Source organism: Streptomyces acidicola (genome assembly GCF_009377235.1).
GTDB classification, from domain to species: Bacteria; Actinomycetota; Actinomycetes; order Streptomycetales; family Streptomycetaceae; genus Streptomyces; species Streptomyces acidicola.
Window position 1 is genome coordinate 1 of record NZ_VMNX01000078.1, and the last position, 20,368, is coordinate 20,368.

The following is a 20,368-nucleotide window of genomic DNA, read 5'->3' on the forward strand; positions in this document are numbered from 1 at the left end:
GGCCTGGAGGCCGCGCTGCGCGCCCACGACGGCCGGCCGGGCGGCTCGGCGCGGCTGCTGGCCCGCGCCGAGGAGCTGTTCGGCCCGGTCACCGGGCTCCCCGGACGGCTCTACCCGCGCACCGACCGCGCCGCGGTGCTGGCCTCCTTCGCGCCCGAGGTGGCCGCCTGCGCCGAGGGTGACCCGGTGGCGGCGGAGGTCCTGCGTGCGGCGGCCCGGCACATGGCCGAGTCCGCGGCCGCCGTCTGCCCCGCTGCGGGCGAGCCCCGAGTCGCTCTCACCGGTGGCCTGTTCAGGATGGGCGACCCCCTCCTGCTACCCCTGGAGGCGGAGTTGGCCGAGCGGCTGCCGTACGCGCGGCGCGTGACGGCCGAGGGTGACCCGCTGCACGGTGCGGTACGCATCGCGGCCGAGTTGGCCGAGGGGGTACCGGCGCTGCCCGACGACGAGAGGATGCTGCACGTGCAGGTGGCCGAAAAGTAGTACCCCAAAACGGACTCGCTTCCTCCCGTCGGCCACACTGTGAAATGCGCCACTAATGCCGCCCCATGTCAGCGTGAAGTCACGCGGTTTTCTGTCGATCGTCACGTAACTCATCAGACAAATCCGGACGGATACCGCTCACCTGCACCCTCCCCGAACAGGGGAACCCAAGAAGCCAGTAGCATGCGGCGCCATGAGCTCCCCCACTGGGCCCGCATCCGGCCTGCCTGTACGAATGCCGCGACCCCGCCAGCCCGGGCGGCACCGCCGCCCCGAGCCCCTGGCGGCTCCTGAAGGCGCGCCCGCGCTCGTCCTCGCGGTGCCGGGAAAGCCCAGCGCCGCCACGCGCAGCCTCGCCGAGGAGGTCGTGAGCATCGCGCGCTCCGAGCTGCCCGGCCTGGACGCGCGGATCGGGTACCTCGACGGGGACGGCGACGAGTTCCCCACACTCCAGTCCGTCCTCGCCCGCGCCGCCGAGGAGCGCACCGCCCGCTTCGAGCAGGCCCGCGCCGCCGGCATGGACGTCAAGGAGCCGGACGGCCCCGTCGCCGTCGTCGTGCCCCTGCTCGCCGGCCCGGACGGCTCGCTGCTGCGCCAGGTCCGCCAGGCCGTCATGGAGAGCCGTGTCGCGGCCGACCTGACCGATGTCCTCGGCCCGCACCCGCTGCTCGCCGAGGCGCTGCACGTGCGGCTGTCCGAGGCCGGCCTGGCGCGCGCCGACCGCGCCCGCCTGTTCACCGTGGCGACCGCCGCGGACGGCATCATCCTGGCGTCCGTCGGCGGCGACGAGGCCGTGCAGGCGGCCGGCATCACCGGCATGCTGCTCGCCGCGCGCCTCGCCGTGCCGGTGATGGCCGCGGCGCTCGACCAGGACGGCTCGATCACGGCCGTCGCCGAGCAGCTGCGTTCCTCGGGCTCGCAGAACCTCGCGCTCGCCCCGTACCTGATCGGCCCGGAGATCGACGCCGGCCTGATCGAGGCGGCCGCCAGGGAGGCGGGCTGCTCCCCCGCCGAGGCCCTCGGCCCGTACCCGGCGATCGGCAAGCTGGCGCTCGCCAAGTACACGTCGGCGCTGGGCATCACCCCGCAGCAGCCGCAGGGCATGCCGGTCCGCTGAGCCGCGTCCGGCGTCCGGCGTCCCCAGACGCCCGTGACCGTGCGAAAGGGCCCACACCCCTCTCGGGGCGGGCCCTTCGCCATGAGGCCTGCGCCATGAAGTCTGTGCCATGAAGTCTGTGCCATGACGCCTGCGCCGGCCTCGGCGGATGAGGGGCCAGTGACCGGCGATCGGTGCCGGTCGGCGCCTCAGCCCAGGATCACGCACGACGCCGCGGGAACCTCGACCGAGCCCTCCGGTCGGGGCATGCCCGTGTCCGGGTCGAGCGCGAACCAGCTCACGTTCCCCGAGCGCTCGTTCGCGACGTACAGGAATCCGCCCGAGGCGGTGAGCGCGCGCGGCCAGTGGCCGCCGCACGGCACGGTGCCCGCCGGCATGAGTTCCTCCCCGCCCCCGTCGACCGTGAGGACGGACAGCGTGTCCTGGCCACGTGTCGCCGTCCACACGAAGCGGCCGTCGGGCGACACGACGATGCCCGACGGGTACGCGTCGCCGTCCGGTGTGCCCGGCAGCACCGGGGTCTCGCCGAGCGGTGTCAGCTCGCCCCCGCCCGCGTCCCAGCGGCAGACGGTCACGACCGGCGCGAGTTCGTGGACCACGTACGCGTACGAGCCGTTCGGATGGAAGGCCAGGTGGCGGGGCCCGGAGCCGGGCCGGAGCGGGGTTGCGCGGTGCAGGACGGGCACCCCGGCGTCCAGCTCGCAGACCAGCACATGATCCGTGCCCAGGTCGACGGAGACGGCCCAGCGGCCGCTCGGGTCCGGCTGCACGTGGTGGGCGTGGGGCCCCTCTTGGCGTTGCTCGTCCGGCCCCGAACCGGTGTGGCGGAGGAGTCCGGACGCGCTGTCCGCGAGGGTGCCGTCGGCACGCAGGGGTACGGCGGTGACGCTGCCGGAGCCGTAGTTGGCGGTCAGGACGTGCCCGGCTACGAGGGAGAGGTGCGTGGGCCCGGCGCCGTGGACAGCGACCGGCGGCCCGGTGAGCTCCGGCCGCGCACCGGTCACGCGGTACGCGGCGACCGCGCCCTCGGCCGTCTCGCTGACGGTGTAGAGGATGTCGCCACCCGGCGCCAGGGCGAGGTACGACGGGTCGGGGACGTCGTCCGCGCTGCTCAGGACGGTCAGCGCGCCGCTCGCCTCGTCCACGGCCGCCACGACGACGCCGGGACCGCCCGCGCTCGTGAACGAGCCGATGTACGCCCGTCGTCGCCTGCCGCCGTCCACGCCCGCATCCGCCACTGCCACTGCTGTCCCCTCTCGGTGACACGCCTGCCGGCACCGTGCCGTCGGGACCGACGGCAGCAGTAGGTCTAGACCATACCGTCAGCATGTCGAGTTCCGCGCGGAGAGCCGTGACTCGGCGCGCCATCCTTTCGGGTGATCGAGGAGGCGCCGACAAGGCTGAGGGGGTGCTGGGTCCGTGCCGGGAGCTGAGCACGGGGTTCATCACGGGCACTGGCATCCTGAATCCCATGGGCATTCTCGGCGACATCTCGGTCATCTTCGATCTCGACGGAACACTCGTGGACAGCGAGCCCAACTACTTCGAGGCAGGCCGGCAGACCCTCGCCGGGCAGGGCGTCACGGACTTCACCTGGACGGATCACGAGCGGTACGTGGGCATCAGCACCCAGGAGACGATCGTCCGCTGGAAGGAGCGGTACGGCCTGACCGCGTCCGTCGACGAGCTGCTCGCCGACAAGAACCGCCGCTATCTGGAGCTCGCCCGCGCCTCCACGCGCGTCTACCCGGAGATGCGGGCGTTCGTGGAACTGCTGGCCGCCGAGGGTGTCCCGATGGCCGTGGCCTCCGGATCGTCACCGGAGGCCATCGAGGCGATCCTGACGGGCACCGGTCTCGCCGACCGGCTGAAGACCGTCGTCTCGGCCGACGAGGTGGCCCGGGGCAAGCCCGCGCCCGACGTGTTCCTGGAGGCCGCGCGCCGGTTGGGGGCCGACCCGGCCGACTGTGTGGTCCTGGAGGACGCGGCGCCCGGCGCGGCCGCGGCGCACGCGGCCGGTATGCGCTGCGTGGCGATTCCGTACGTCGCCGCCCAGGCCGACGAGCCCGCGTTCGCGACGGCGGGGCTGTTGGTGCGCGGCGGCCAGAGCGCGTTCACGGCGCGAGAGGCGTACGACTGGCTCATCCGGTCGGTTCGGACCGACTGACCGCGGACGGAGTTCAGCGTCGCAGGGCCTTCGCCACGGCACTGGTGACACCGGCGGCGGCACCAGCGGCGGCGAGGCCGGTGCCCGCGAGGGCGAGGGACTTGGCCAGGCGGCCCGGTGGCGCGGGGCGGGCGCCGGGCGCGACGCCGTACACCGTACGGGACGGATCGTCGGTGTCCGCAAGGGCGGACGCGAGCAGTTCCGCGAGGTGCACGGCCTCGTGGCCGCCGCTGTCCAGTTCGTGGATCTGGGTGCGGCAGCTGAAGCCGTCGGCCAGCACCACCGTCTCCGCGGCGGCCTCGCGCAGCCGGGGCAGCAGTACACGTTCGGCGCAGGCCTCGCTGACCTCCAGGTGGCCCCGCTCGAAGCCGAAGTTGCCGGCCAGCCCGCAGCACCCCGACTCCAGGTGCTCGGCGTCCACCCCGGCACGGCGCAGCAGTTCCCGGTCGGCGTCCCAGCCGAGGACCGCGTGCTGGTGGCAGTGCACCTGTGCGAGGCCCCGTGCCGAACGGTCGGGTACCCGCGGCGGCTCGTAGTGGGGGCTGTGCTCGGTGAGGAGTTCGGCGAGGGTCACCGTCTGCCGCCGCAGTCTGCGCACATCGAGGTCACCGGGGAACAGCTCGCCCGCGTCCGAGCGGAACACCGCCGTGCAGCTGGGCTCCAGGCCCACCACCAGTCCCCCGCCGCGCACGTGCTCGGCGAGGTGCCGGACCGCACGCGTCAGGATCCGTTGGGCGGTGGCGAGTTGACCGGTGGAGATCCAGGTGAGGCCGCAGCACAGGGTCTCGGCGGGCAGGGTGACCCGCCAGCCGGCGTGTTCCATGAGCTGTACGGCTGCCCGGCCGATGTGCGGGTGGAAGAAGGTGGTGAACGTGTCGGGCCACAGGAGGACCGTGCCCCGGGCGCCGTCGCCGTCCGGTTCGTGCCGGGCGAACCACTGTCGCAGCGTCTCGTCGGCGAACAGCGGGAGTTCACGGTGCTCGACCCCGGCGACGGCGATCGCGGCCCGGGAGAGCAGCGGCGTGTGCGTGAGCGCGTTCATCACTCGGCCGGTGCGGGTGCGGCCCACCACTTGGGCGAGCGCGGGCAGCCAGCCCATCGTGAGGTCGGAGCGGGGGCGCCTCCACGGGCGTCCGGCGTAGTGGTGGGCCAGGAACTCGGCCTTGTACGTGGCCATGTCGACATCGGCGGGGCAGTCGCTCTTGCAGCCCTTGCAGGCCAGGCACAGGTCGAGCGCGTCCTTCACCGCCTCCGAGAGCCAGCCGTCCCGTACGGCGCTGTCGCCGTGCCCGTCGAGCATCTCGAACAGCAGCCGGGCCCGGCCGCGTGTGGAGTGCTCCTCCTCCCTCGTCACCTGGTAGGAGGGGCACATCACCGCGCCGCCCTTGTTGGTGAGCTGCCGGCACTTGCCCACGCCCACGCAACGGTTGGCGGCCTGGGCGAAGGAGCCGCCGTCGTCCGGGTAGCGGAAGTACAGGTTCTGAGGGTCGTAAGGGGACCAGTCGCCGCCGAGCCGGAGGTTCTCGTCGAGCCGGTACGGCGCCACGACCTTGCCCGGGTTCATCCTGTTCTCCGGGTCGAAGAGGGCCTTGAGGCGCCCGAACGCATCGACGATGTCCGGCCCGAACATCCGCTCCAGCAGCTCCCCGCGGCTCTGCCCGTCGCCGTGCTCCCCGGAGAAGGAGCCGTCGAACTCGGCGACGAGACCGGCGGCGCGTTCCATGAAGCGGCGGTATTCCGCCACGCCGTGCGCGGAGTAGAGGTCGAAGGGGATGCGGGTGTGGACGCAGCCCTGCCCGAAGTGGCCGTACAGGCTGGGGCCGGTCTCGTCGGCGTAGCCGAACTCTTCGTAGAGGTGCTGGAGTCGGCGCAGGTAGTCACCGAGCCGTTCGGGCGGGACCGCCGAGTCCTCCCAGCCCTCGAAGGTGTCGGGGTGGCCCGGCACGTGCGCGGTGGCGCCGAGGCCCGCCTCACGGACCTGCCACAGCTCGTCCTCGTGTCCCGGGTCGTCGAGCAACGCCACCTCCGGGTCGTGCTCGGACTCCTGGAGCGCGTCCAGCATCCGGTGTGCCCGCTCGTCGGCCTCGTCGACCGTGTCGCCGCCGAACTGGACCATCAAGTACGCGCGTCCTTCGGGGAGCTGGCCGAGGAACCGGAGGTTGAGGCGCTTGAGCCGCTGGTCGCGGATCAGCCGCTGGTCCATGCCCTCCAGGGCGATCGGCTCGTACGGCAGGATCGCGGGCACGCAGTCGGCGGCTTCGTGGACGCTGGAGAAGCCGAGCACGACCAGGGCGCGCTCTTTGACCACCGGTACCAGTTCCAGCTCGGCCCGCAGGACGGTGGCCAGGGTCGACTCGCTGCCGACGAGCAGACCGGCGACGTCGAAGCCGTGCTCCGGCAGCAGGGAGTCCAGGTTGTAGCCCGAGACGCGGCGCGGGATGTCGGGGAAGCGGCGGCGTATCTCGTCCGCGTAGGTGTCGCGCAGCCCCCGTAGTCCGCGGTGCACGGCCGCCATGGGGTCGCCGCGGTGCTCGATCCGGGCGTACTCCTCGTCGGTCGTCTCCCCACACCAGAAGCGGGTCCCGTCGTAGAGCAGCACTTCCAGGCGGGCGACGTTGTCGACGACCTTGCCGGTGCGCTGGGCGGTGGCGCCGCAGGAGTTGTTGCCGATCATTCCGCCGATGGTGCAGTTCATGTGGGTGGCCGGTTCGGGGCCGAAGCGCAGACCCGAGAAGGCCAGGCGCCGGTTCAGTTCGTCGAGGACGATGCCGGGCTGGACCACGCAGGTGCGGGCGTCGGTGTCGACCGACTCCAGGTGTGTGCAGTACTTCGACCAGTCGATCACCACGGCGGTGTTGGTGCACTGCCCGGCGAGGCTGGTGCCGCCGCCCCGGGAGAGGACCGGGGCACCGTGCTCGCGGGCCACCGCAACCGCCTGCGCGGCGGCCTCCGGGGTGCGGGGGACGACCACGCCGATCGGGGTCTGCCGGAAGTTCGACGCGTCGGTGGAGTACGCGGCACGGCTGCCGGCGTCGAAGCGGACCTCGCCGTCCACGCGTTCGCGCAGCGCGGCGCACAACGGTGTCTCCCTCACGCCCATGGTGCCTCCCTGCCCCCGCCTCGCGGCCTGGCTGTCGAACGGGGTCCCCGGGTACCCGGGGAGGCAGGGGACAACCACGACCGGGTCAGCTCGGCGGGAAGGTCCGGGTGCCGTCCTCTTCGGATGCCCGCCAGCCGCTCCACCGCAGCACGGTGACCACGAGCACCGGTCCGTCCGGCGGCCGGTCGCGGTACTGGGCGTACTTCTGTCGCAGCAGGTCGATGGCTTCGGTGTACTCGGCCCGCGCGTCTTCCCCGGGCGCGTCGGACGGTACGACCCGGGCGCCGCCGTCGGCCCGTACCCACCACAGCTGGTCCCAGTCCTCGTCGTAGGCGTCCGCGAGCAGGCAGACGGCCGGGTGGACGGCGATGTTGTGCAGCCGCCCGAGCTGCCGGGTCTTCTTCGGTTTGTGGTCGACGGCGCTGACGATCGTGTCGTCGTGCCGGGCGAACACGATCGGCACGAGGTGCGGGCGTCCTCCGGGGGCGACCGTCGCCAGCCGTGCGACCCGGGCGCCGGTGAAGCGCCGTCGCGCCTCGTGGGGTGCCATGTCGGGCACCGTGCCCTCCCCTCGGGTTCTCCCTCAACGGCCGTGCAGCGCCGCGAGCACGTCGTCGTCCGTCAGTTGGTCGAAGTTCTGGTACCACTCGCCGACGGCCATGAAGGCGCGTGGCCGGTCCAGGCAGACCACGTCGTCGGCCTCGTTCTCCAGGATGCGGGCCGCTTCCGGTGAGCAGACCGGTGCGGCCATGACGATGCGTTCGGGCTCCCGGCCCCGCACGAAACGCAGCGCTGCCCGTGCCGTCGATCCGGTGGCCACCCCGTCGTCGACGACGACCACGGTGCGGCCCCGCAGTTCCGGAGCCTCGCGGCCCTGCCGGTAGAGCGCCTCACGGCGGTGCAGTTCCGCCCTCTCACGGTCGACCGTGGGGGCGAGGGATGTCTCGCTGATCCCGAGCCGCTCCAGGGCACGCGTGTCGAACAGCGGCGGATCGTCGCCCACGATCGCGCCGATGCCGTACTCCTCGTGGAACGGGGCGCCGATCTTCCGCACCACGAGGACGTCGAGCGGGGCGTCGAGCGCCAGCGCCACCTCACGGGCCACCGTGACGCCGCCGCGGGGCAGGGCGAGGACGACCGGGTCGGGCAGCGCCCCTTTGTCGTGGAGGATGCGCAGTTGTTCAGCCAGTTCCTGCCCGGCCTCCCTGCGGTCACGGAACAGCATGTGCTTCCATCTCCCTCTGTTCCTCACGGGGAGCTTCCCCGCGCTCACGGGGAGCCACGAGATGGCCGTGTCCTTGGTCCTTGTTCTTGTTCTGACTGGCGGGTACCCGGGCGGATGGCCCCTACACGGCGCCCCGCGTCAGGTCCCGGCGGCGTGACCGGCAGGGGTCGCATCTGTCGGTCCAGCCGCGCGCCGCGACCGCCTGGAGGCTGTCCGTGGCGCGGCGGGCGAGGAGTGAGGCACAGATCTCCCCGGCTCGTACCGCGACGGTGGACAGCAGGGTCGAGGTGAGGCCGTGGGGGTGCTCGGTGCCGCCCTGGAGGTAGATGTCGGCGGTGACGTTGGGCGCTGTCTCCACGCGGTGGTCGCGCCCGACGCGGAGGGCGTCCTCCTCGTCGCGCAGGCAGAGTTTGCCGACCTCGCCGCTGTTGTTGCCGATGCCCTGGGGTAGACGGCGGCCAGGACCCCGAGCCACCCCAGCAGACCGGCGACGTCACCGTCCACGGCGCCCCGGTCGATGGCCAGTCCGATGAGCAGCGGCACGAGGGCCTCACCAGCCTGATGGCCCATGCCCAGGACCGCGCCGAACACGACGGCCCGGCGTTGACCTCCGACCGCGCCCCACAGAACGTCCCGTCCCGGCGGGTCCGCTCGCCTCACGCATCCTCCGGAACCGTACACAGGGGACCCTCGTGAAGAATTTAGGTAAGGCCAACCAACTTTCCTGTCGTGAGCCAGCCCTGAGGCGGCGTCATCTGAGGAAGTGAAGACACCGTCGTCCGATCGGGCCGACCGGCGCGCACCCATGCCGCGTGCGCGCCTCGGCGGCAGCCGTCGCGTGTGCGTGCGCCCACTGCGCCGGGTGCACAGGACATGGGCGACCGGCGTGGGAGGCGCGGGCCCGTCGCGGGGGCTGCCTCACTCCACGGTTATGCACCCCCGTAGTACGAAGGCGCCCCTTTCACGCTGTTCCCAGGCGCCAGCCCTGGCTGTTTGGCTTGACGCGCAGCGCACACAGCCCAGCCGCACGCACCGTCACGAGGTTCCCACCATGGCGTCCCGCTCCCCAGAACCCGTCTTCGAGCTCCACCGCCTCTGTGAACCCACCCACTCCCCAGGCCGCCGCGGGACCCGCTGCCCCGCGCCGTAACCGCCTCGGGAGATCGTGAAGCGCCAGTCCGCGGCTCAGCCGCGGCGCGCCCTCACCCACGGATGCCCCGTCACTCGCCGCCGAAGGCCAGGGCTGTGTCCGCCCACGTCCACCTCACGTCCGCCCACGTCCGCCCACGCAATCGGAGGGAATGTGTCCGCACCGGAAAGCGCCCCGGAAAGCGCCACCGACGAACAGCAGTTCACCAGCCTCAGCACCCAAGCGGCACGCCAGCTCGCCACGACGACCAAGTCCGAACCCCAGATGCAGGCCATCACCTCACGATGGCTGCTCAAGATGCTGCCGTGGGTCGACGTCAAGGGCGGCACCTACCGGGTCAACCGCCGTCTGCAGCTGAGCGTCGGCCGGGGACGGGTGCAGTTCGACCACAACGGCGCCGACGACATCAAGGTGATCCCCGAGACGCTGACCGAACTGCCCGCCCTGCGCGGCTACTCCGACACCGCGGCGCTGCGGGAGATCGCCTCGAAGTTCCGGGTGCGGGAGGTGCGTGCCGGCCAGGTCCTCGTCGACGCGGGGCAGCCCGTGACGGAGGCGTATCTCGTCGTGCACGGCCGGCTCACCCGCTACACCACGGGCAAGTACGGCGAGGAGGAGGTCATCGGAGTCATCACCGACGGCGACGGCATGGGCGACGAGGCCGTCGGCCGGGACGACCCGCTGTGGCTGAGTTCGGTGCGGGCCGAGACCCCCGGCGTGGTGCTGGCCCTCAACTGGGACACGCTCACGGCGCTCGTCGAGCGCACACCGTCCCTCTCCGCACACCTGGACGCCTTCGCGGAGCAGCAGAGCCGCCCCATGAACCGCAAGGGCGAGGCCGACGTCCCCGTGCAGGCGGGACACGTGGGCGAGCCGATCCTCCCGGGCGGCTTCGTCGACTACGACCTCTCGCCGCGCGAGTACGAACTGTCGCTCACCCAGACGGTGCTGCGCGTCCACACCCGGGTCGCCGACCTCTACAACAACCCGATGAACCAGACCGAGCAGCAACTCCGGCTGACCGTCGAGGAGATCCGCGAACGCCAGGAGTGGGAGCTGGTCAACAACCGCGAGTTCGGGCTGTTGCACAACGTCGACTACGCCCAGCGCACCAGCACCTTCTCCGGTCCCCCGACGCCGGACGACATGGACGAGCTGCTGTCGATGCGGCGCAAGACCCGGCTGTTCCTCGCCCATCCGAAGGCGATCGCGGCGTTCTTCCGGCAGTGCAACCGACGCGGTCTGGTGCCCGGCACCGTGAACGTCGACGGGCACGAGGTGCCCGCGTGGCGCGGCGTTCCGATCTTTCCGTGCGGCAAGATCCCGATCAGTCCGCAGCACACCAGCAGCATCATCGCGCTGCGCACCGGTGAGAAGGACCAGGGAGTCGTCGGCCTCCACCAGACCGGTATCCCCGAGGAGTACGAGCCCTCTCTGAACGTCCGGTTCATGAACGTCGACACCATGGCGATCATGAACTACCTGGTCACCGCCTACTACTCGATGGCCATCCTCGTGCCCGACGCCGCGGGGATTCTGGAGAACGTGCAGGTCGGACGGACCGCGGAATGAGCGCACCGTCGGCACCATCCACACCATCCACACCGTCGGCACCGTCCGCGCCATCCGCGCCATCCGCGCCGACCGCCCTGGCGGCCGGTTCCGGGGCCCCGCCGCCCCCGGCCCCGGCCCCGGACGCACCATCGCCGCCGACGGCACAGCCTCCGTTCCGGCTGCCCGAACCACCCGTACTCACCCGGCCCGCACCGGCAGCCGTCCCCGAAGCCCCGCCACCACCCGCACCACCCGCCTCGGGCACCTCGGCCACGCCACGGCTGCCGGAGACAGCGCCACCGTTCCGGCCACCCGGGCCACCCCGCCTCACCCGCACCTCACCCTCACCCTCACCCAACCCCGGTACCCCGTCGTCACCGTCCACTGCCACATCACGACCGCCGGAGACGGCACCCACGTTCCGGCTGCCCGGACCGCCCCACCCCGCGTTCGCTGCCCGGGGCCGGCGCAGCGGGGCGATTCCCGGGCTGCGGTACCGGCCCGCCGTCCCCGCCGACCCCGGGAAGGCCGCGGAGATCGACGGCCGGCTGGAGGCCTGGGCCCGTGGGCTGGACCTGTTCCCGCCCGCATGGACAGGGGACTTCTCGGGGTTCCAGTTCGGCCGGGCCGTCGTCCTCCAGCATCCGGGCGCCGCCGACCTCGAACGCCTCACGGTGGCCGGCAAGTTGCTGCTCGCGGAGAACATCGTCGACAACTGCTACTGCGAGGCGGACGAGGGCAAGGGCGGCTCGCCGCGCGGGCTGGGCGGCCGGCTGATCATGGCTCAGTCGGCTCTCGACCCGTACCACGGCACCCCCGAGCTGGAGGAGGAGTGGCGTGGCGGCGTGCGGGCCGACGGACCGCTCCGCTCCTACCACTTCGCGCTGCGCGACTACGCCGCTTTCGCCACCCCCAGCCAGACCGACCGGTTCGTGCACGACATCGCCCGCCTGCACATGGGCTACCTGGCCGAGGCCGCCTGGTCCGAGATCCGGTACGTCCCGCACGTGTGGGAGTACCTGGTGATGCGGCAGTTCAACAACTTCCGGCCCTGTCTGTCGATCGTCGACGCCGTGGACGGCTACGAACTGCCCGAGGCGGTCTACGCCCGGCCCGAGATCCAGCGGATCACGGCCCTCGCCTGCAATGCCACCACCATCGTCAACGACCTGTACTCCTTCACCAAGGAGCTGGCCGCCGATCCGACCCATCTGAACCTGCCCCAGGTCATCGCCGCCAACGAACGGTGCGGCCTGAAGACCGCCTACCTGAAGGCGGTCGAGATCCACAACCGGATCATGGCGGCGTTCGAGGAGGAGTCCGCGGTCCTGTCCGCCACCTCACCCCTGGTCGAGCGCTACGCCCAGGGCCTCGCCGCCTGGGTGTCCGGCAACCACGAGTGGCATGCCACCAACTCCCACCGCTACCACCTGCCCGACTACTGGTAACGCGCGGCCCTGGCCGACGCCCCACCGCACCACGAGGAGACACTGTTGACCATCATCGACACCACCCCGGCAGCCACGACGGTGCCGACCCAGTCCAGGTACCAGACCCGCGTCGCGGACTACTGGAACGCCGAGGAGAACCCGGTCAACCTCGAACTCGGGAAGATCGACGACCTGTACCACCACCACTACGGCGTCGGAGGCGTCGACTGGACCGTACTCGACGACGGCACCGACCCGGCGACGCGCGGGGAGCGCATCACCGCCGAGTTGCACCGTCTGGAGCAGGCCCAGGCCGAACTGCTCGCCTCCCACCTCGGCCCCCTCTCCCCCGCCGACCGCGTCTTCGACGCCGGCTGCGGGCGCGGCGGCGGCAGTGTGGTGGCCCATCTGCGGTACGGCTGCCACGCCGACGGTGTCACGATCTCCCGGAAGCAGGCCGACTTCGCGAACGAGGAGGCGCGTAGGCGGGGCATCGACGACCGGGTTCGCTACCACCATCGCAACATGCTCGACACGGGCCTGAAGTCCGGCGCGTACGCGGCGTCCTGGAACAACGAGTCCACCATGTACGTGGAGCTGGACCTGCTGTTCGCCGAGCACGCCCGGCTGCTGCGCCGCGGCGGACGCTATGTGACGATCACCGGCTGCTACAACGACACCTATGGGCGCGCCTCGCGCGAGGTGTCCCTCATCAATGCCCACTACATCTGCGACATCCACCCACGGTCGGAGTACTTCCGGGCCATGGCCCGCAACCGTCTCGTCCCGGTCCATGTCGAGGACCTGACCGCCGCGACGATCCCCTACTGGGAGCTGCGCAAGCAGGCCGACCACCTGGTCACGGGCATCGAGGACACCTTCCTGAGCGCCTACGAGAACGGCAGCTTCCAGTACCTGCTGATCGCGGCCGACCGCGTCTGACTCAGCGGACGGCGTCACACGTCCGCCGTGACCGGCATCGTCCCGGGTGACACCGGCACAGCCCCGGCACGGCGGACACGTGACGCTGTGTATCCACCTGCGCTCCGGAACGACGCGGCCCCGCACCTCCGGACGGAGCAGTACACACCGATTTGCCCGCTCCGGCTTGGCCGTGAAAATCCCCATCCTGGTGCACTGCCGACATTCAGGTATCACCCGACAAGCCACTCTTAACGCAAGTTTGACGTCATCGAACGCCTCACCAACGGGCCCCGTGCGTCACTCTCCGCTTACGCTGGTGGCGCCGTCCGCGTGACGGCCGCACCCCGCACCGCGCCGCACATCAGGAGAGCACGTCGATGGCCGCCACCGAACACCCGCCGCCGAGCCGGCTGCGGAGGTGGATGCTGGAGGGCCTCTCCGACATGCCGGGGGCCCAGCACGTACCGCACGCCCAGACCGAGGCCCCGCACCAGGGCCGGCCCTGGTGGCGCGTGATGTGTCTGACCGGGGTCGACTACTTCTCCACCCTCGGCTATCAGCCCGGTATCGCCGCGCTCGCGGCCGGACTGCTGTCGCCCGTGGCCACCGTCGTGCTGGTGCTCGTCACTCTGGCCGGCGCGCTGCCGGTGTACCGGCGGGTGGCCGAGGAGAGCCCGCACGGGCAGGGGTCGATCGCGATCCTTGAACGGCTGCTCACGTTCTGGAAGGGCAAGCTGTTCGTCCTCACGCTGCTCGGGTTCGCCGCGACGGACTTCCTGATCACCATCACTCTCTCGGCGGCCGACGCCTCCACGCACCTGGTGGAGAACCCCCATCTGGCCGACGTACTGCACGGCAAGCAGATGCTGATCACCCTGATCCTGGTCGCATTGCTGGGCGCGGTGTTCCTCAAGGGCTTCCTGGAGGCGATCGGCGTCGCCTTCGCACTGGTGGCGGTCTATCTCACGCTCAACGCGGTCGTCGTGGTGACCGGGCTCTGGCACGTCCTCAGCGCGGAGCATGTGGTCACGGACTGGACCACCGCCCTGACCGCCCAGCGCGGAAACGTTTTTGTGATGGTAGGAGTGGCCCTGCTGGTCTTCCCGAAGCTCGCGCTGGGCCTGTCCGGGTTCGAAACCGGCGTGGCGGTAATGCCGCACGTCCAGGGCGACCCCGGCGATACCGAGGACAGGCCCGTCGGCCGGATCCGGGACACGAAGAAACTCCTGACCACCGCCGCAGTGATCATGAGCGCGTTCCTGATCACCACGAGCTTCATCACCACCCTGCTCATCCCGGCGAAGGAGTTCCAGCCCGGCGGCAAGGCCAACGGCCGTGCCCTCGCCTTTCTCGCACACGAATACCTGGGCAACACGTTCGGCACCGTCTACGACGTGTCGACGATCGCCATCCTCTGGTTCGCCGGCGCCTCCGCGATGGCCGGGCTGCTGAACCTGATGCCGCGCTATCTGCCCCGCTACGGCATGGCCCCGCACTGGGCCCGCGCCGTCCGCCCCATGGTGCTCGTCTTCACCCTGATCGGCTTCCTCGTCACCTGGATCTTCGACGCGAACGTGGACGCCCAGGCCGGCGCGTACGCCACGGGTGTGCTGGTCCTGATCTCCTCGGCGGCGATCGCCGTGACCATCGCCTCGCGCAAGGCCCGCCAACGGAACTGGACCATCGGGTTCGCGGTCATCTCCGCCGTGTTCCTCTACACCACGGTGCTGAACGTCATCGAGCGCCCCGACGGTGTGAAGATCGGCGCCTGCTTCATCGCCGGCATCATCCTCGTGTCCCTGCTCTCCCGGCTCGCCCGCGCCTTCGAACTCCGCGTCACCAGCGTCGAGCTGGACGACATGGCGCAGCGGTTCGTCCGGGACGTCGCCAGCCGCACCATACGGTTCATCGCCAACGAGCCGGACAGCCGGGACCTCGCCGAGTACCGCGACAAGATCGAGCAGATCCGTCACGACAACGACCTCCCGGCGCCGGAGGACTTCGTGTTCGTCGAGGTCACGGTCACGGACCCGTCGGAGTTCGAGACGAGTCTCACCGTGCGCGGCGAGGTCCTGCACGGCCGCTACCGGGTCCTGACCATGGAGAGCTCCTCGATCCCCAACGCGCTCGCGGCCCTGCTCCTCCACGCCCGGGACACCACCGGCCAGATCCCGCACATCTACTTCGAGTGGACCGAGGGCAGCCCCTTCCACAACTTCCTCCGCTTCATCCTCTTCGGTCAGGGCGAGGTCGCGCCCGTCACCCGAGAGGTCCTCCGTGAGGCCGAACACAACCGCTCGCGCCGGCCTCACGTCCACGTGGGCTGAGGTTCAGCGGCCGACGGCGTCCGCCGGGTCCTTCTCGCAGACCGTGTCCCGTGCGGGCAGTTCGCCCGTACGGAGGTAGTCGTTGACCTGCTGGTCGACGCAGCGGTTCGGGTAGAGGGCGTAGACGCCGTGCACCTGGGCCTTCAGGGTGATCAGACGGGAGTTCGGCATCTTCTGATGGAGCCCCTGCCCGTTGGCGTAGCTGGTGCGCGTGTCGCCGGTGGCCTGCACGATCAGGCCCGGCACATCGTTGCCGCTGGTCACGGGCGGCTCGAGCGGCTCACTCGGCCAGAACGCGCACGGGTGCACGCCGTTGAACAGCGGGCCGAAGAGCGGTGCCGTCGCCCGGCTGCGCTCGACGTTGTTCCGGTACCAGGGCAGGTCGCGCGGTGCGGCACGGTCCGCGCACTGCAGAGCCATCTGCAGGGAGTTCTGGACCTCCGACTCGTCGTCCGGCGGGCCGAGCGCCGCCCTCAACGTCTCGGTCGGTTCGACGGTGCGGCCGCGCGCCGCGTCGTGCAGGACCCGGGCGGTCTCGGCGGTCCGCGCGAACTCCCGGTCGTCTGCCATCGTCATCGCCAGCGCCTGCGGCACCTGCTGGCCGTCGGCGGTGTACGGGCCCACCTTGAACGGAGTGCGGGCGGCCTGCAGGGCGATCCCCTCGACGGTCGCCCGGACCTTCGCGGCCGACTCGCCGAGCCCATAGGTGTCGTGGCGGCGGGCCGCCCACGCCGCCCATGTGTCGAGGTACGCCTCGTTCGCCGCCGTCGCGTCCCGGAACCCCGCGACGTACCACTGGGCCGGGTCGATCGCGCTGTCCAGCAGCAGCCGGTCGACACGGCTCGGGAACATCTTTGCGTAGACCGTGCCGAGGTATGTGCCGTACGAGATCCCGAAGTAGGAGGTCTTCCGCTCGCCCAGCACCGCCCGGAGCAGGTCCATGTCACGGGCCGTGTTACGGGTGGTGAAGTGCCCGAGGTACGACAGGTCCTTGCCGTACTTGCGCTGACAGCTCTTCACCAGGTCCGCCTCGTAGCGGGCCTGGGCCCGGAACCCCTCGGTGTCGTACCCGGCGGAGCGCAGCCAGTGCCCGGAGGTGCCGCAGCGCAGGGGGCTGCTGCGGCCGACGCCGCGCGGGTCCATGCCGATCAGGTCGTAGCGGGCGGCCAGTTCCTTGCCCATCGCGGGCGCGTCGAGCAGCGGCATGTCGAGCGTGATTCCGCCGGGGCCACCGGAGTTGTGCATCATCAGCCCGATGCGGTTCCTGGTGTCGGTGGCCTTGATGCGGGAGAAGCCGATGGTCAGGGTGCGCCCCTCGGGGTGCCGGTAGTCCAGCGGCACCCGAATCGTGGCGCAGCGGGCACCTGCCTCGTCCAGCTCCTTGTGGTCGCAGTCCGTCCAGCTCGGGCGCTGTTCGACGAAGCGGCGCAGGGAGACGGGGGCATCGCCGGTCACGGCAGGAACCGGGCTCGGGGACCGCTCGGGTGACGCCTGGGCGAGGGTCGGGCTCGCGGCCATCCCCATGGTCGCGGCGAGCGCGCCGACGGCGAGGGTACGCGTGACGCGGCGCAGGCTCCGTCTGGGGGTGGACCAGGCCCGCGCGTCCGGCTCCGGCCGTGCGGGTGGTGATAACGCGGGGGACAAGGCAGCGCTCGATGGCGCCGGGTGAGAGATCGTCATGTCGCACCAGCCTCCCCTCACCCCCACGCCCCAACAATCCAGGGCGCCCCCGGGGACGCCCTGGGGCTGTCCCCCGGATAAAGAGGAGGCCGCACCGGGTTGCCCGATCCGGGGCCCGCCGGTACGGCGGTGTGTCAGCCGGGAGTGTGATCGCGCTGGTGGCGGGCGCCCGCAGCCACGGCGTCCGCTGACGCCCAGTCCACGATCTGTGTCGCCGCGCCCGCGGCCTCCGCGCCCCGGCAGTGCGCGTGGTGGCGCCGGGCGATGCCGTCGAGGTCGAGGTGCGTACCGAACGCGGGGTGCTCCGTGAGGCGTCGTGCGTACGTCCACAGCTGCCGGTGACCGGCGATGCGGTGCACCGCGGCGGCGTCCAGGTGGTGGCGGTGCACCGTGTCCAACTGGACCAGCGTCACCCACAGCCGGACGTCCGCTGCGGTCAGCCGGCCGCCGAGCACGTAGGCGTGCGACGCGATCCGCCGCTCCAGTTCGCCGAGTGCGCGCAGCAGGGTGGCGAGCGCCGCCTCGCGCACCGCCGGATCGATGGCGGCCTCTCCCGCGCGCTGCGCGGACGCGGTGATGTCCTGCTCGCAGAGCCGGACGACGGCCCTGCCGGCGGCCTCCGTACCGTGCGGGTGGAGGACGGGGCCGTCGCCGCCGAGCAGGCGGGCCAGGTCCCGCAGGATGTCGGGGGCGTGGGTGCTGACGATCCGTCCGGTCCAGTCGTCGCTGAGCACCGGCGCCACGGCCGGGCCTCGGTGCCGGTGCTCACTGGCGTCGTACAGGGGGCGCAATGCCTGGTGCCCGCCGCCGGGTGCGTCGGGCACGGCGGGCAGCAGCGTCACCGGGAGGCGGTCGGCGAGGCCGAGCAGGCTGTGGGTGACGGCGATCTCCAGGCCGTACGGACAGGACAGCGCGAGGTGGAGCCGGTAGCGGTGCGGCACGGCGTAGTAGCCGCTCCGCGCGTCACTGCCGATCCTGCTCCGGAAGGACGGCACGGCTGCGGGGGATGTGGCGGACATACGTCTCCCTGGGAGTCTTCGGGCACGGGCGTACTGCGGCGACGGCGCGCGGCGGCCTCGGCGCGGCCGGGGATGCGGGGTTCGTGGGGCGTCAGGCGCGGGCGGGCGCGCCGCCGCCGACGGGCGGGAGACTCGCCGCGCTGCACACCCGCAGCAGATCGATGTGGCGGCGGGACGTCAGCGGGGGCCGCAGACGGACGGCGGCATGGATGCGGGCGGTGTCACTGGCACAGGCCGGCCCCGAGCTCCCCATCACTTTCCCTACCGATTCACTAGGATTCCCGTTTGGAGTGTCAGGCCGTAGCGGGCCCGCGTCAAGAGGACCTGACCCGGATCGGGATCGGTATCGGGACTCCGGCCGGTCAGGGGTTCGTCCACGCCTCCGGGTCCTCGGCGAGACCCTGGACCTCATCGGGCAGTTCGGCCGTGGCCACGTCGGCCAGGGTGACCTCGCCCAGGATCTTGCGGACGTTGGCGCGTACCGCGATCCACAGGGGCAGCAGCGACTCCGCGGGGCCGACATAGGAGAGCTCGGGCGGGCGCACGCCTCGTACGGACACCAGCGGCCCGTCCGCCACCCGGATCACGTCGGCGATGGCGATCGTGTCCGCGGGCCGGGCCAGCCGGTAGCCGCCCTTCCCGCCGCGCTGGCTGACCACGAGCCCGCCCCGGCGCAGGTCGCCCAGGATGCCCTCAAGGAACTTGTGTGGGATGCCCTGCGCCGCGGCGATCGCCTCGGCCTTGAGTGACGCGTCGTCACTTACCGACGCCAGCTCCAGCGCCGCCCGCACCGCATAGTCCGCCTTGGCCGAGATCCGCATGCCCCGATTATCCGCCACCGCCGCGTCGCTCCGTCACCGGCCGCACGGCCCGTCAGGCGGGGAGGACGAAAGGCGGGTGCGCGCCGCCCAGCCAGTAGTCCCCGACCTCGCGCAGCCGGGGGGCCACGGGCTCGCGCAGGGTGTGGGTGCGGGCGTTGCGCCAGAAGCGGTCGAATCCGTGCCGTGCGGAGGCCGCACCGGCACCGATGACGTCCAGGGCGTGTGTGGTGATCTCCTGTGCCGCGCGGGCGGCGGCGGCCTCGGCGGCGCCCGCGAGGACGGTGATCTCCGCGCACTCGTCGTCCCCGACGTCCTCGCCGCGGGCGAGCCCGGACACCAGGAACTCGACCGCCTGGTCGGCGAGCGCCGATGCGGCATGTGCGGCGACGGCGAGTTCCCCGAAGGCGGTCAGCGTGTACGGGTCCTGCGGCGGGCCACCGGGCCAGGGCCCCTGGCCCGGCAGCTGCCGGGAGCCGTGTGTGGCCCTGCTGTACTCGCGGGCTTCGCAGAGCAGTCCGTCGGCGATGCCGAGACAGAACTGGGCCGAGACCAGACGCGCCGTCGGTACGGCCAGGCCGGCGAACGGGGACAGGACGCCCTCGTCCGAGGAGAGCGAGCCGAACACGTCGCCGGCCGGGACCGGCACCGAGTCGAACTCGACACTGCCGCCGGCCGCCAGCCGCTGCCCGAACACGTCCCCGTCACTGACGCAGGTCACGCCGGGGCGGGCGGGGTCGACGAGGACGGCCAGGGGTTCCCCGGTGTCGGACCGCGCGGCACGGACCGCCAGCCGGTCGGCGACCGCGACGCCACAGGCGTAGTCCTGGCGGCCGTCCAGCAAGTAGCCGTCCCCGGTGGGGGTCAGCCTCAGCGGTGGCTCGTCGGCGGCGTAGCCGCCGCCCCAGCACCACTGCCCCGCCGCCGACTCCCGCTCGACCCGTGCGGCGAGAGCGGGAGCGGCGAAGAACCGTGCGCCAAAAGACAGGAAGTAGTGACAGCCCAGCAGCCGGCCGATGGCGCCGTCGGCCGCCGCTACCGTCCGGACGACGGCGTAGGCCGTGCGCCAGTCCGCGCCTCCCCCGCCGTGTTCGGCTGGTGTCAGCAGCGTCAGCAACCCCGCCTCACGCAGCCGCGAGACCTCGTCGAGCGGCACCTTCCCGGCCTGCTCACGGTCGACCGCGTCCGTGGCCAGGTCGTCCGCCACCTCGCGGGCCGTGTGCAGCCGGCGGTCGTGTCCGGACTCGGCTTCGTCACCCCCGGCCGGGCACACACCCACGGCCGGCCCGCCATACCGAATCCGCAACATGTTCGCCATCCTCATCCACCCCCATGACCGGGTCAACGCTTCCCTAGTAAATCGATAGGAAAACT

General features: G+C 71.8%; 15 protein-coding genes and 2 pseudogenes. 7 read left to right on the plus strand and 10 right to left on the minus strand.

Translation table 11 applies throughout. The features are described 5' to 3' along the window. Together FPZ41_RS21055 and FPZ41_RS21060 are read left to right on the plus strand one after the other, a co-directional pair. Positions 1 to 483, plus strand: a pseudogene (locus FPZ41_RS21055) (ATPase); the annotation flags it as partial. Between the two features lie 193 nt (positions 484 to 676). After that, complete coding sequence (locus tag FPZ41_RS21060) at positions 677 to 1,600, plus strand: sirohydrochlorin chelatase (protein ID WP_152864835.1); 924 nt, start codon at positions 677 to 679, stop codon at positions 1,598 to 1,600. 188 nt (positions 1,601 to 1,788) lie between these two features. On the opposite strand, the gene FPZ41_RS21065 is transcribed toward FPZ41_RS21060, so the two are convergent. Next, positions 1,789 to 2,844 (minus strand): lactonase family protein, encoded by a 1,056-nt coding sequence (locus FPZ41_RS21065; RefSeq protein WP_322620518.1) that lies wholly within the window; start codon positions 2,842 to 2,844, stop codon positions 1,789 to 1,791. 227 nt (positions 2,845 to 3,071) lie between these two features. On the opposite strand from FPZ41_RS21065, the gene FPZ41_RS21070 reads away from it, so the two are divergent. Next, a complete protein-coding gene (locus FPZ41_RS21070; protein WP_152864839.1) occupies positions 3,072 to 3,767 on the plus strand; it encodes an HAD family hydrolase in 696 nt (231 codons plus the stop codon). A gap of 13 nt (positions 3,768 to 3,780) precedes the next feature. Here the strand turns inward: FPZ41_RS21070 and FPZ41_RS21075 are convergent, their stop codons facing one another. The 4 genes and pseudogenes from FPZ41_RS21075 to FPZ41_RS21090 form a co-directional block, all read right to left on the minus strand. Then, a complete protein-coding gene (locus FPZ41_RS21075; RefSeq protein ID WP_152864841.1) occupies positions 3,781 to 6,867 on the minus strand; it encodes an FAD-binding and (Fe-S)-binding domain-containing protein in 3,087 nt (1,028 codons plus the stop codon). 85 nt (positions 6,868 to 6,952) lie between these two features. After that, on the minus strand, positions 6,953 to 7,426 hold the full coding sequence (locus FPZ41_RS21080; RefSeq protein WP_407698799.1) for a TIGR03668 family PPOX class F420-dependent oxidoreductase: 474 nt from the start codon (positions 7,424 to 7,426) through the stop codon (positions 6,953 to 6,955). A gap of 24 nt (positions 7,427 to 7,450) precedes the next feature. Continuing rightward, a complete protein-coding gene (locus tag FPZ41_RS21085; protein ID WP_152864845.1) occupies positions 7,451 to 8,092 on the minus strand; it encodes a phosphoribosyltransferase in 642 nt (213 codons plus the stop codon). A 211-nt stretch (positions 8,093 to 8,303) separates the two neighbouring features. After that, positions 8,304 to 8,537: pseudogene (locus tag FPZ41_RS21090) on the minus strand (L-lysine 6-monooxygenase); the annotation flags it as partial. 858 nt (positions 8,538 to 9,395) lie between these two features. Between FPZ41_RS21090 and FPZ41_RS21100 the strand changes: the two are divergent. The 4 genes from FPZ41_RS21100 to FPZ41_RS21115 all read left to right on the plus strand — a co-directional run bounded on the left by FPZ41_RS21100 (position 9,396) and on the right by FPZ41_RS21115 (position 15,477). After that, on the plus strand, positions 9,396 to 10,814 hold the full coding sequence (locus tag FPZ41_RS21100; protein WP_322620519.1) for a family 2B encapsulin nanocompartment shell protein: 1,419 nt from the start codon (positions 9,396 to 9,398) through the stop codon (positions 10,812 to 10,814). A 263-nt stretch (positions 10,815 to 11,077) separates the two neighbouring features. Then, positions 11,078 to 12,244: a family 2 encapsulin nanocompartment cargo protein terpene cyclase gene (locus tag FPZ41_RS21105; protein ID WP_265584244.1), complete on the plus strand. Its 1,167-nt coding sequence runs from the start codon at positions 11,078 to 11,080 to the stop codon at positions 12,242 to 12,244. A gap of 45 nt (positions 12,245 to 12,289) precedes the next feature. Next, a complete protein-coding gene (locus FPZ41_RS21110) occupies positions 12,290 to 13,168 on the plus strand; it encodes a geranyl diphosphate 2-C-methyltransferase (RefSeq protein WP_131565257.1) in 879 nt (292 codons plus the stop codon). Positions 13,169 to 13,527: 359 nt separating this feature from the next. Further along, entirely contained in the window at positions 13,528 to 15,477 is a 1,950-nt protein-coding gene (locus FPZ41_RS21115) for an APC family permease (RefSeq protein WP_152864846.1), read from the plus strand. A 3-nt stretch (positions 15,478 to 15,480) separates the two neighbouring features. Here FPZ41_RS21115 and FPZ41_RS21120 read toward each other — a convergent pair whose 3' ends face one another. The 5 genes from FPZ41_RS21120 to FPZ41_RS21135 all read right to left on the minus strand — a co-directional run bounded on the left by FPZ41_RS21120 (position 15,481) and on the right by FPZ41_RS21135 (position 20,303). Further along, complete coding sequence (locus FPZ41_RS21120; RefSeq protein WP_152864849.1) at positions 15,481 to 17,157, minus strand: alpha/beta hydrolase; 1,677 nt, start codon at positions 17,155 to 17,157, stop codon at positions 15,481 to 15,483. A gap of 134 nt (positions 17,158 to 17,291) precedes the next feature. After that, entirely contained in the window at positions 17,292 to 18,176 is an 885-nt protein-coding gene (locus FPZ41_RS21125; RefSeq protein WP_152864851.1) for a glutathione S-transferase C-terminal domain-containing protein, read from the minus strand. Positions 18,177 to 18,267: 91 nt separating this feature from the next. After that, complete coding sequence (locus FPZ41_RS47165; protein WP_194236159.1) at positions 18,268 to 18,429, minus strand: hypothetical protein; 162 nt, start codon at positions 18,427 to 18,429, stop codon at positions 18,268 to 18,270. A gap of 109 nt (positions 18,430 to 18,538) precedes the next feature. Then, positions 18,539 to 18,997 (minus strand): RrF2 family transcriptional regulator, encoded by a 459-nt coding sequence (locus FPZ41_RS21130; protein ID WP_134030650.1) that lies wholly within the window; start codon positions 18,995 to 18,997, stop codon positions 18,539 to 18,541. A 52-nt stretch (positions 18,998 to 19,049) separates the two neighbouring features. Next, positions 19,050 to 20,303, minus strand: a complete 1,254-nt coding sequence (locus FPZ41_RS21135; RefSeq protein ID WP_152864853.1) for an acyl-CoA dehydrogenase family protein — start codon at positions 20,301 to 20,303, stop codon at positions 19,050 to 19,052. Positions 20,304 to 20,368: the final 65 nt, after the last annotated feature.